This is a genomic window from Kribbella sp. NPDC004138 (assembly GCF_053603655.1).
On the sequence record NZ_JBSGFZ010000015.1, the window covers coordinates 168,284 to 179,944 of the forward strand.

General features: G+C 70.1%; 12 protein-coding genes. 6 read left to right on the plus strand and 6 right to left on the minus strand.

Features of this window, described 5'->3' with window-relative positions:
- Positions 1–13: 13 nt before the first annotated feature.
- From ACWEOO_RS22295 to ACWEOO_RS22310, 4 genes are read right to left on the minus strand one after another with little or no spacing between them, the layout of a single operon-like run.
- Entirely contained in the window at positions 14–634 is a 621-nt protein-coding gene (locus tag ACWEOO_RS22295) for a CDP-alcohol phosphatidyltransferase family protein (RefSeq protein WP_452144620.1), read from the minus strand.
- Positions 634–1,956, minus strand: coding sequence for an FtsX-like permease family protein (locus ACWEOO_RS22300; protein WP_452144621.1), 1,323 nt, complete (start codon positions 1,954–1,956; stop codon positions 634–636). Before ACWEOO_RS22300 ends, ACWEOO_RS22295 begins: the two co-directional genes overlap by 1 nt.
- Positions 1,956–2,630, minus strand: coding sequence for an ABC transporter ATP-binding protein (locus ACWEOO_RS22305; protein WP_452144622.1), 675 nt, complete (start codon positions 2,628–2,630; stop codon positions 1,956–1,958). Before ACWEOO_RS22305 ends, ACWEOO_RS22300 begins: the two co-directional genes overlap by 1 nt.
- Positions 2,630–3,148: a helix-turn-helix transcriptional regulator gene (locus ACWEOO_RS22310; RefSeq protein WP_452144623.1), complete on the minus strand. Its 519-nt coding sequence runs from the start codon at positions 3,146–3,148 to the stop codon at positions 2,630–2,632. The genes ACWEOO_RS22305 and ACWEOO_RS22310 overlap by 1 nt, the downstream gene beginning before the upstream one ends.
- A gap of 112 nt (positions 3,149–3,260) precedes the next feature.
- Here ACWEOO_RS22310 and purS point away from each other — a divergent pair, with 112 nt between their 5' ends.
- Genes purS through ACWEOO_RS22335 form a run of 5 tightly spaced genes read left to right on the plus strand, consistent with a single transcriptional unit; the run spans position 3,261 to position 9,200 of the window.
- Entirely contained in the window at positions 3,261–3,509 is a 249-nt protein-coding gene (gene purS / locus ACWEOO_RS22315) for a phosphoribosylformylglycinamidine synthase subunit PurS (RefSeq protein ID WP_452144624.1), read from the plus strand.
- Entirely contained in the window at positions 3,506–4,174 is a 669-nt protein-coding gene (gene purQ / locus ACWEOO_RS22320; protein WP_355695151.1) for a phosphoribosylformylglycinamidine synthase subunit PurQ, read from the plus strand. The genes purS and purQ overlap by 4 nt, the downstream gene beginning before the upstream one ends.
- Positions 4,174–6,216, plus strand: a complete 2,043-nt coding sequence (locus ACWEOO_RS22325; RefSeq protein WP_452144625.1) for a hypothetical protein — start codon at positions 4,174–4,176, stop codon at positions 6,214–6,216. The genes purQ and ACWEOO_RS22325 overlap by 1 nt, the downstream gene beginning before the upstream one ends.
- Before the next feature lies 1 nt (position 6,217).
- Positions 6,218–8,479 carry a phosphoribosylformylglycinamidine synthase subunit PurL gene (purL, locus tag ACWEOO_RS22330; RefSeq protein ID WP_452144626.1) on the plus strand — a complete coding sequence of 754 codons (2,262 nt, stop codon included), beginning with the start codon at positions 6,218–6,220 and terminating at the stop codon, positions 8,477–8,479.
- Between the two features lie 13 nt (positions 8,480–8,492).
- Positions 8,493–9,200: a tyrosine-protein phosphatase gene (locus ACWEOO_RS22335; RefSeq protein WP_452144627.1), complete on the plus strand. Its 708-nt coding sequence runs from the start codon at positions 8,493–8,495 to the stop codon at positions 9,198–9,200.
- 57 nt (positions 9,201–9,257) lie between these two features.
- Here ACWEOO_RS22335 and ACWEOO_RS22340 read toward each other — a convergent pair whose 3' ends face one another.
- Complete coding sequence (locus ACWEOO_RS22340; protein WP_452144628.1) at positions 9,258–9,890, minus strand: hypothetical protein; 633 nt, start codon at positions 9,888–9,890, stop codon at positions 9,258–9,260.
- 186 nt (positions 9,891–10,076) lie between these two features.
- Between ACWEOO_RS22340 and ACWEOO_RS22345 the strand changes: the two genes are divergently transcribed.
- Positions 10,077–10,571, plus strand: a complete 495-nt coding sequence (locus ACWEOO_RS22345; protein WP_452144629.1) for a DUF1707 SHOCT-like domain-containing protein — start codon at positions 10,077–10,079, stop codon at positions 10,569–10,571.
- Here the strand turns inward: ACWEOO_RS22345 and ACWEOO_RS22350 are convergent.
- Positions 10,568–11,542, minus strand: a complete 975-nt coding sequence (locus ACWEOO_RS22350) for a LacI family DNA-binding transcriptional regulator (RefSeq protein WP_452144630.1) — start codon at positions 11,540–11,542, stop codon at positions 10,568–10,570. The two genes, ACWEOO_RS22345 and ACWEOO_RS22350, sit on opposite strands and share 4 nt — an antisense overlap.
- Between the last annotated feature and the right edge of the window lie 119 nt (positions 11,543–11,661).

Below are 11,661 nucleotides of genomic sequence, written 5' to 3' on the forward strand. Positions count from 1 at the left end.
TCACACCTGAGCCTCATGCGGCTTCGCCCGGAGCGGCGGCCTGCCGGCCGACGAGGATCATGACCAGCCGGTACGAGGAGACGACCTTCACGACGCAGGCCGCGACCGCGACGGCGTACGGCAGCCACTGGGCCCCGGTCTGCCCGGCGACGACCAGCGAGACGACCACGGCGCCGGTGTTCAGCGCCTTGGCCGGCTTGGACCAGTTCCAGACGTAGATCGGCCGGTCGACCTTGTAGAAGTAGTTCGGGCTGAGCATCCACGGCCAGAGCAGGAACGAGAACGTCAGCATCGTGTCCAGCACGCCGAACTGGATCAGGTAGATCGCCAGCGGACCGATCGTGCCCGGGTACGTCGCCATGAACGCGGCCGCCAGCAGGAACGAGCAGGCCCGGTCACAGACGATGTCGAACACCGCGCCGGACAGTGACTCCTCGTCGCGCCGGCGAGCCACCCAGCCGTCGAGACTGTCGCCGAACCAGTAGGTGAAGTACCCGACCACGAGCCAGGTCAGCTCGCCGGTCCGGAACGCGTAGGTCGCGACCACCATCGCGATCACCGTCCGGGCCAGTGTGATCCGGTTCGGCACGCCGAGCAGCAGCGCGGGCCGGACCACCAACGGAACTGACGTCATCAAGCTGCCCTCAGATTCTCGGGATCGAGTGCGTCCCGCAGTTGGTTGCGAAGCAGGAGTCCCGCGGCGGCGGCGCCGAGGTGACCGAACAGCCAGCCCGCGGCCGTCAGGATCGCCGCGAGCAGCAGCGTGCCCGGATCGAACGGCCCGACCGCACCGCCGGAAACGCGGTTGATGCCGATCACCGTGCCGAACAGCAGCCCGGCGGCAAGCGCGGGAGCGGCGACCACGGTCAGCTGCCGACGGATGACACGACGGAGAAACGGCAGGTCCACGCCCAGCGCGGTCAGGCTGGCGAGCTGACGACGCTGGTCGACCAGTTGGTCGGCGACGCCGACGATCAGGGCGGCGATCGCGGTCAGCACGATCAGGACGAGGCCGGCGATCGTCAGGCCGAATCCGGTGGTGTAGAAGGTCGCTGAGGTCGTCGTCTCGTCGGCGACGACGCTCGCGATCCCGTTCGCCATCGAGCCGACGAGGAAACCGCAACTGCCCAGCAGCATGCAGATCCGGGAGCTGGGCCGTGAGTCGGTCATCAGGCGGACGCCGGTGAGCAGGTTGGCGGGATCGCCGGACCGCTGCAGTCGCCGCCCGAGCCAGCGGATCCAGAGGCCTGAGGTGCTGAGGAACAGCAACGCCGTCCCGGCAAGCGCGATCGTGGACCCGACGTAGCCCATGTACGGCGACGTGAGGAGCCCGAGTGCGATGAGGACCGGTCCGGCAACGATGCCGGTATGACGCTGCGTCGCGGACTGTGGTTGGGGCGCGGCCGTTCCGTCGCGGTGCAGCAAGCTGCCGATCACCACGCCCGCTGCTGTCATCATCACCACGACCGGGATCCAGAGGAGCGCGTCGATCGGCTCCGCACCGGGCAGGATCCGCGCCATCCGGGGGAGCGCGCCGAAGAGCAGACTGAGCACCAGATAGGCAGGGCCGGCGAGCAGTCCGCCGGCCAGACCGGCAATGGCCGCGTCGGCGACGGTCAGTTGCCGCAGCTGCTTGCGGGAGGCACCGGCCAGTCGCAGCGCGGCCAGTCGGTGTTCGCGAGCCGCAGTGCCCAGCCGTAGCGCCTGGACCGCGAGGCCGCCGGTCAGTGCGGCCAGGATGATCAAGATCGCGATCAGCCCTGACCGGAGACCGCTCTCGGCGATGTAGTTGCTGTAAATGTCGTTGCCCAGCTCGGCCTTGCCGAGACGGGCGATGCGGAGCGCGCCCAGCAGCAGTGCTCCGCTCAGTGCGAGTGCCGCGGTGGCCAGTTGGACCCGGCTGCGGTCCGCCGGTGTCCGTGAGCGTGCCAGCTGGACCAGCGTCTCGAGTGTCATCAGAGGGCTACCTCATGCTGGATCAGGCCGTCGCGCAGCCTGATCTCGCGATCCGCCGATGCGGCCACGAGGTTGTCGTGCGTCACCATCAGCAGAGCGGCACCGCGGTAGCGGGCGGCCTCCAGCAGTACGTCGAGCAGCTCCTGGCCGGCCCTGCTGTCCAGGCTGCCGGTGGGCTCGTCCGCGAGGACGACAGACGGACCTGTGATCAGCGCACGCGCTACTGCGGCACGCTGCGTCTGGCCGCCGGAGAGCTCGGCTGGAACCGCGTCGGCGTCCTCGGCAATGCCGACCTGGTCCAGCCATCGCCTGGCGGCCTGGTGCGCCTCGCCCCGCTCATGCCCGCCCAGCAGCAGCGGTAACGCCACGTTATCGACCAGCGGCAGGTCCGGCACCAGTTGGCCGAACTGCAGCACGATGCCGACCTTCGTCCGTCGGAGCGCGGCACGCTGCTCTTCCGGCAGCTCTGCAAGGTCCTGGCCGTCCACCTGCACCGCACCGGCGTCCGGCGCGAGGATGCCGGCCGCACAGTGCAGGAGCGTCGACTTGCCGCAACCGCTCGCACCGGTCACCGCGACCACCTCGCCCGGCTTGAGCTGCAGGCTGACACCACGCAGCGCGGTGTTGCGCCGGTACGCGTACTCGACTTTCTCCAGCTCCAGAACGGCATTCATCAGCGAGCTCCCCTCTGCTCGGAGATGCGGTCAAGGGCACTGTCGAGCCAGCGCAGGTCGGCGTCCAGGTGAGCCACGATGTACTCGCGGACCAGTGGTGAGGTCGGGTCGTCGTCGGCCGGTGTCTCGCGCAGCTCACGGATCCGGCGCAGGTGGCTGGCGCGCTGGCGGGCAAGGAATCCGGCGGCGTCGCCGCCGGTCCGGATCGCCGCCACGAGCTTGCGCAGGACTTCGTCGGCGCTGCCCCAGGCCGGCGGCACCGGGTCGGTGAGCCATTCGCTGAGGTGGTCGCGACCCTTGCCGGTGAGCGCGTAGACCGTCCGGTCCGGTCCGCCGCCGGAGGTCTTGTCGATCACCTTGACCAGTCCGTCGCGCTCCAGTCGCCCAAGCGTCGTGTACACCTGCCCGAAGGCGAGCGGCCGGCTGTCCGGGAACCAGGTGTCATGACCACGCTTCACGTCGTACCCGTGCGCCGGGCCCGCGGACAGCAGCCCGAGAACGAGCTCAGCAGTGGCCATGCCCGGAACTATACACCGCGTGTATGTACTGAGTGAATAGTCCAGGATGCGGCATTCCGGGCCTCGGTCGGTAGGATTCAGGCGTCACCCCGCAACGAACCTGGAGTAGTCAGTGGCTCGCGTTGTCGTCGACGTCATGCTCAAGCCCGAGATCCTCGACCCGCAGGGCAAGGCGGTGCACGGCGCGTTCGGCCGGCTCGGCTTCGACGGCGTGGCCGACGTCCGGCAGGGAAAGCGCTTCGAGATCACCCTGGACGGTGATGCGACCGAGGAGCGCGTCGCCGAGATCCGGAAGGCCGCGGACACCCTGCTGGCCAACCCGGTGATCGAGGACTACACGCTGCACGTGGAGAACCAGTGAAGATCGGGGTCGTCACCTTCCCGGGCTCGCTCGACGACGCCGACGCGCGCCGCGCGGCCGCGGTGGCCGGCGCCGAGGCGGTCGCGCTCTGGCACGGCGACGCGGACCTGCACGGGGTCGACGCGGTGGTCCTGCCCGGCGGCTTCTCGTACGGCGACTACCTGCGGGCCGGCGCCATCTCCCGATTCGCGCCGGTGATGGACACGATCATCAAGCGGGCCGGCGAGGGGATGCCGGTGCTCGGCATCTGCAACGGCTTCCAGGTGCTGTGCGAGTCGCACCTGCTGCCGGGCGCGCTGATCAAGAACCACCACCGCAAATTCGTCTGCAAGGACCAGAGGCTGCGGATCGAGAACAACCGCACCGCGTGGACCGGCGACTACGACGCCAACCACGAGATCACCATCGTGCTGAAGAACCAGGACGGCTCCTTCGTCGCCGACGAGGCCACCCTGGACCGCCTGGAGGGCGAGGGCCGGGTGGTGGCCCGCTACCTCGGCAACCCGAACGGTTCCTACCGCGACATCGCCGGCATCACCAACGAGCGGGGCAACGTGGTCGGCCTGATGCCGCACCCGGAGCACGCCGTCGAGACACTGACCGGCCCGACCACGGACGGCCTGGGCTTCTTCACCTCGGTGCTGAAGGCCGTCGTCGCGTCCTGATGAGGTTCACCAGGCTGGTCCGCGCCGTCCTGCTGACGGCGGCGGTCCTGCTGCTGACCACCGGTACGGCGTCGGCGCAGCCTGCCGGTCTGTTCGCGAAGGTCGTGGTCATCGGCGTGCCCGGGCTGACCTGGGACGACGTGAAGGCGTCGCCGGAGCTGACCGCCCTGGTGAACCAGTCGCACGTCGGCTCGATCTCGGTGAAGACGGCGGGCCCGCACACCTGCCCGGTCGACGGGTGGCTGACGATCAGCGCGGGCACCCGGGCCTGGGGGAGCGTCCCCGACCAGCCGTGTGCCGCGCCCGCGGTGGCGAACGGCAAGGTGACCGACTGGCAGGCGTACGTCGACCGTCAGGCCGAGCACCACACCGGGGCGCCGATCGGCCGCCTCGGCCAGACCGGGTACCCCATCTGCGGCTTCGGACCGGGCGCCGCGATCGCCCTGGCCCGCACGGACGGCACCGTCCGCAACTGGCAGCCGGAGTTCGACGCGTCCCAGCTGGCGAAACCGGACTGCGGTGACGCGATCGTCGACGCCGGTGCGCTGCCCCCGCGCGAAGGCCGGGCCGAGGCGCGGCAGAAGGTCGCCGACCTGGTCGCGCAGGCACGCGCGGCCGGTGGCTGGGTGCTGCTGGTCGGTGTCAGCCAGGAGCTCGCGAATGCGCACCAGCAGCCGCTGGTCGCCATGCAGGTGCCGCCGGACAACGGGCCACGCTGGCTGACCAGTGACAGCACCCGTCGGCCGGGGCTGATCCAGCTCACCGACGTGACCGCGACGATCCTCAAGGGGCGGGACGCGGCAGAGGTCGACCCGGCGGGGTCCGCCAAGGCCGGTCCGCTGGACGGCAACGAGATCCACTTCACCGGCGACGTCCACACCGACGCGGCTGCTGTCATCGAGGACCGGCTGGACACCAACGAGCGGTTCGAGCAGCCGCGGCCGATGCTGTTCGCGGTGGCGCTGACGATCGTCGCGGCCGAGGTGCTCGCGCTGCTCTGGTTCTTGTTCCGGCGCTCGCCCGCGTCCCGGCGTACCGCGGTGTTCACGTTGCTGATGCAGGGCGGGTTCTACCTGGCGGTCTTCCTGTCCACGCTGACCGTCTGGTGGCGCTGGCCGTCGCCAGGATTCTCCTTGTACTGCGTGGTTCTCGGGATCAGTGCGCTGTCGGCGGCGCTGGCGCAGGTGCTGTTGAAGCGGTACGCGTTTCTCGGCCTCGCACTTGCGGCGTACGTGATCCTGCTGGTCGACGGTGTGCTCGGTACGCCGCTCCAGGTTGGCAGCATGTTCGCGGACGGGCCCGTCATCGGTGGGCGGTTCTACGGCTTCGGCAACTCCACCTTCGCGACGCTCGCGTTCGGTGCACTCGTCACTGCGGGCTGGGCGGCGCAGAAGCTCCTCAGTAAGAGCAGGGTGCAGGCCGCGGTCGCCGTACTCGTCATCGGCGGCGCTGCGATCGTCGTCGACGGCAGGCCCGGTTGGGGGACGGACTTCGGCGGCATCATCGCGCTGACCCCGGCAGTGCTGCTGATGGCGTGGCTGACCTGGCGCGGGAGCATCTCACTGCGCGCACTGATCGGTGTCGGCGTGGCCGGTCTGCTGGCCGTGTCGGCGGTCGCGTTCCTCGACTACCTGCGCCCGCCGGACCAGCGCAGCCACTTCGGCGCGTTCGTCGCTCGCCTCCTCGACGGCGACGTCAGCGACGTACTGATCCGCAAGCTGCAGATGGCAGTCCAGTTCTTCACCGGACCGTCGGGCTGGGCGATGCTCGTCGCCGTGATCGCCTGCATGCTGGCCACGGTCCTGCCACAGCGGGTGCCGTCGGAGTCGTACCGCGCCTTCTACGACAGTTTCCCGATGGTCCGGCCGACGCTGCTCGCGCTGTCCACCTGCGGCCTCGTCGGCATGCTCCTCAACGACGCCGGTGTCGCACTGCCCGCGATCATGGTTGGTTTCGCCCTCCCGCTCCTGGTGGCCCATCTGATGGCCTCCCACCAGCCAGCTACCGTTTCACCTGAGTCCCACCTAGTGCAGGAGTCCTGAGTTGTCGACCGACACTGTGAGCAACGCAAGTAACACGCCGGACGTCGAGCAGCCGTGGGCTGAGCTCGGGCTGAAGCCGGACGAGTACCAGCGCATCCGGGACATCCTCGGGCGGCGCCCGACCAGCTGCGAGCTGGCCATGTACTCGGTGATGTGGAGCGAGCACTGCTCGTACAAGTCGTCCAAGGTGCACCTGCGCAAGTTCGCCGACATCCCGCAGGAGACCCCGGCCGGCAAGATGCTCGCCGGCATCGGTGAGAACGCCGGCGTCATCGACATCGGCGAGGGGTACGCGGTCACGTTCAAGGTCGAGTCGCACAACCACCCGTCGTACGTCGAGCCGTACCAGGGCGCGGCGACCGGCGTCGGCGGCATCGTCCGCGACATCATCGCGATGGGCGCCCGCCCGGTCGCCGTGATGGACCCGCTGCGGTTCGGCCCCCTGGACGCTCCGGATACCAAGCGCGTGCTGCCGGGAATCGTGTCCGGCGTCGGCGGCTACGGGAACAGCCTCGGCCTGCCCAACATCGGCGGCGAGGTCGTCTTCGACCCGACGTACCTCGGGAACCCGCTGGTGAACGCGCTCTGCGTCGGCGTGATGCGGCACGAGGACCTGCACCTCGCCAACGCGACCGGCGTCGGCAACCAGATGATCCTGTACGGCGCCAAGACGGGCGGTGACGGGATCGGCGGTGTGTCGGTGCTGGCGTCGGAGACCTTCGCGGAGGGCGGCCCGACCAAGCGGCCGGCGGTCCAGGTCGGCGACCCGTTCATGGAGAAGCTGCTGATCGAGTGCACGCTCGAGCTCTTCGCCGCGAACGTCGTCGAGGGCATCCAGGACCTCGGCGGTGCGGGCCTGTCCTGCGCGACGTCGGAGCTGGCGAGCGCGGGTGACGGCGGGATGCGGGTGTCGCTGGACAAGGTGCCGCTGCGGGACGCGTCGCTCGCTCCGGAAGAGATCCTGATGAGCGAGTCGCAGGAACGGATGATGGCGTGCGTGACGCCGGAGAACGTCGAGGCGTTCCTGAAGATCTGCGCCAAGTGGGACGTCCAGGCCGATGTGATCGGTGAGGTCACCGACACCGGGCGGCTGGAGATCGATTGGCACGGTGAGCGCGTGGTCGACGTACCGCCGCGGACCGTCGCGCACGAGGGCCCGGTCTACGAGCGGCCGTACGAGCGTCCCTCCTGGCAGGACGAGCTGCAGGCCGACGGCGCCGAGAAGTTGCCGCGGGCAAGCAGCGGCGCGGAGCTGCGGGACACGCTGCTGACGCTGGTGGCCTCGCCGAACCTGTGCGACAAGTCCTGGGTGACGGACCAGTACGACCGGTACGTGCTCGGCAACTCGGTGCTCGCGCAGCCCGAGGACAGCGGGATGATCCGGGTCGACGAGACCAGCGGCCTCGGCGTCGCGGTGTCGACCGACTGCAACGGCCGGTTCGCGAAGCTCGACCCGTACACCGGCGCGAAGCTCGCGCTCGCCGAGTCGTTCCGCAACGTCGCGACCACCGGGGCCCGCCCGGTCGCGGTCACCGACTGCCTGAACTTCGGTTCGCCCGAGGACCCGGCGGTGATGTGGCAGTTCGCCGAGGCGATCCGCGGCCTGGTCGACGGATGCAAGGCGCTCGGCATCCCGGTCACCGGCGGGAATGTGTCGTTCTACAACCAGACCGGGGAGACCGCGATCCTGCCGACCCCCGTCGTCGGTGTGCTCGGGGTCATCGACGATGTCACCCGCCGGACGCCGATCGGGTTCACGGCCGAGATGGAGGGCCACCAGCTGTACCTGCTCGGCGAGACCGCGGAGGAGCTGTCCGGGTCCGAGTGGGCGCACGTGATCCACGGGCACCTCGGCGGACGCCCGCCGGCGGTGGACCTGGCGGCGGAGCAGCAGCTGGCCGACATCCTGATCAACGCGTCCCGCGACGGGCTGATCGATGCGGCACACGACGTCAGTGACGGCGGTGTCGCGCAGACCCTGGCCGAGTCCGCGCTGCGCGGCGGCGTCGGCGCGCGGGTGTGGGCGCCGGACGGGCTGGACCCGTTCCTGTTCCTGTTCGCGGAGTCGGCCGGCCGCGCGGTCGTCGCCGTACCGCGGACCGAAGAGGTGCGGTTCACCGACATGTGCACCGCCCGCCGCTTCCCGCACGCGAAGATCGGCGTGATCACCGGCGACACCCTCGACGTCCAGGACCAGTTCGAGATCCCCCTGACCGAACTGCGCGAGGCCTGGACCTCCACACTGCCGTCGGTTCTCAACTGACCGCGGCCTCGCGATGAACCGCGAGCAGGTCTGGGACGGTGCGGTCAACACGCGCGATCTCGGTGGCCTGCCCGCGGGTTCGGGACAGATCCAGCCGGGCCGCGTCTATCGGTCGGCGCGGCCTGACGGGCTCAGCGACCTCGGCCGGCGGCAACTGGCCGAGGCCGGGATCCGTACCGTCGTGGACCTCCGCAACGACGCCGAGCGGCTCGAGGTCCGGGTCATCGACGCCGTGGCCCAGCACCACCATCCGATCGAGGATCCGCACGACGAGGTCTTCATGGCCGAGTGGGGACTGCGGCTGGACAGCCCGGCGTACTACGGCGACGTACTACGACGTTGGCCGGGGTTGGTCACCGGTGTGTTCGCGCGGATCGCGGACGCCCCCGTCGGCGGGGTGCTCGTGCACTGCAAGGCGGGCTGTGACCGCACCGGCATGATCGTCGCGATGCTCTTGTCGGTGGCTGGTACGCCGGTGGACTGCATCGTCGACGACTACGAGCTGGCCGTCCGCACCATGAATACCTACTACCAGCAGCGCTCCGGTGCCGGCGAAGCGGGACGTTCCGCGGAGGCGTTGGAGAAGCATTGCGCGACCGCTCGAGCCGAGCTGGTCGCGTTCCTCAGCTCGGTCGACGTCACTGCCTTCCTCGCGTCCAACGGGCTGACGCACGACCAGCTCACCCGGCTACGGGACCGCATGCTTCTGCCCATGAGCTGAACGAGCGACGGGATCGCGGAGCGGCGACCGACTACGTACGCCGCTCCGCGGGCTGCATCAACCGACCAGCGCCACTCGCTCGGTGGCTACGGTGAGGACCTTGGTGAGGCCGGCCTTGTCCTGGGGGCGGCCGGCGACGGTGAGTTCGATGTAGGCGCGGCGGCCGTTCTCGAAGGTGTCGACGAAGCGGGTGGTGACCCAGCGCTGACCGCGGGCGCCGTCGCGGTAGGTGTAGGTGATCTGCGTGTAGGCGACGCGCGGGGCGGACCAGCCGACCTTCGACGGTGCGGTGCCGTTGGTGCGGGACACCAGCTTGAAGCCGGCGACGCTGCGCAGCGCGTGGATGCGCTGGTCGGCGGCGCGCGTGGTGCTGACCTTGCCGCCGAGGCCGCCGTTGACGCGCAGCATCCAGGTGTTCGAGCTGTCGGTGAACTTCGCCTGCTCGCGGCTGAGCTGGGTGAACTTCCAGCCCGTCGGCGCGTACACCGCGACGTTGCAGTTGCCCACGCGGCCCCAGCACTTGTAGCCGAAGTGCAGGCTCGACGCCTTCAGCGCGGGCTTGGCGTGCGCGGTGACGGCGGCGGTGCGGGCCGGAACCGCGGCGTCGCTCGGTGCGATTCCGACGAACAGCCCCGTGGCGGCGATGATCGCGGCGCCGGCCAGAACGCGAGCGGTGAGCGTCTTCTTCATGTCTGTTTCTCCATCGTCAAGGGGGCTCCGTTCGGCCCGTCGAGATCAGAGATGACTCGATGCCGCGACGACGTTGAGTGCCGTTCTTGTGATCAGCGTCTCGCCAACCAAGCACTCCGGTGCGACGTCAGACGACGCCTTCCGGCGCGTCTGGCACACTCGAAGGGACGAGGTGAGGTGAGGCGGATGGCGGAGCGGCGGCCGGTGAAACCGGGCGATCTGATCGGGTACGCGACGGCGGCCGGTCAGGAGGCGCGGGAGGTCGCGGCCCGGCGCCGGATGGTCAACATCCGGCTCACCGACGAGGAGCGGCACGTCTGCACGGACGAGCTGGCCGAACAGTTCGCGATCGGCCGGCTCGACGAGACCGAGCTGCACCGCCGGGTCGACCTGCTCAACGACGCCGTCACGCACGGAGACCTGGAGCCGGTGTTCGCCGGTCTGCCGACGCCGTCGCTGTACAAGCCGGCGGCGCGCAAGCCCGGCCGGTGGCGGTGGGCGGCGTTCGTGGGCGCGGTGTGGGTGGCGCTGCCGTTCGCGCTGCTCGGGCTGGTGTTCCTGGTGTTCGGTCGCGAGGTCGCGGCGGCGATCTTCGGACTACCCGCGCTCGCGTGGGTGTTCTTCACCTACCGCTGGGCGTCCCGGCCGCAGCGGGAGGAGCGACGGCGCTCAGGCTCCTAGGCCCTGCCTAGCGTCGATTCCCGCGTGATCAGCTGGGCCGGGAGCTCGAGGACGCCGTGGTGCGGCTTGCCGGCGATGGCTTCCAGCAGCAGCGTCGCCGCGCGGCGGCCGAGGTCTTCCAGGCGGAGGTCGACGGTGGTGAGCGGCGGGCGGCTGGCCAGCGCCATGACGGGCCAGTTGTCGTAGCCGGTGACGGCGATGTCCTCGGGGACCGCGCGCCCCAGTTCGCGGAGCCGGTCGCAGACGCCGCGGGCGATCTGGTCGCTGCCGCAGCTGATCGCGTCCGGGCGCTCACGCAGTACCAGGTCGGTGGCCTGGCGGCCCCAGCGTTCGCTCCACTCACCGAAGAGCGGTTCGGTGCACAGATCGGCGGCAATGGCCTGGGCGCGCTCGGCGGCGGAGCGGTGATCGGCCGGCCCGGTGATGTGGGCGATGCGGGTGCGGCCGATCCCGCGCAGGTGCGTGATGGCCGCGGCGGCCCCGGCCGCGTCGTCGACGATCACCGAGGCGTCGGCGGGATTCGTCGAGGCGGCCAGCGCGTAGACGACCGGCAGCGGTACGTCGATCGGCCGCCGCGGCTCGGTACGCCGGCCGGTGACGACGATGCCGTCGACGCCGCGCGCGACGAGTGAACGCAGGTAGGTCTGCTCCCGCAACGGGTCGTCGCGGGTGTCGCAGAGGACGGTCGCGAGCTCGCCGGCGCTGAGCACGTCCTCGACGCCGCGCATGATCGGGATGCTGAAGCGGCCCGAGCTGTCGGTGGTCAGCAGCGCCACGGTGTACGTGCGGCCGGACGAGAGCGCACGGCCGCGGGCATCCGGTGTGAACCCGAGCTGCGCCGCGGCCCGGCGTACCCGGTCTCGGGTTTCCTGGCTCAGCTGCCCGGTGTTGCTGAGCGCCTTCGACGCGGTTCCGGCGGAGACGCCGGCGAGCGCGGCGACATCCACCATCCGTACCGCTGGCCTCTTCATCATGTTTCCTTCCGATCCTGCGCCGAAGCCTAGCAGGATCCCTCGGACAGCCCTGCTGACCTGCGCTTTGATCTTGACCGGCGCGATCCGCAGTCCTACGTTGTCAACGACGGAAAACG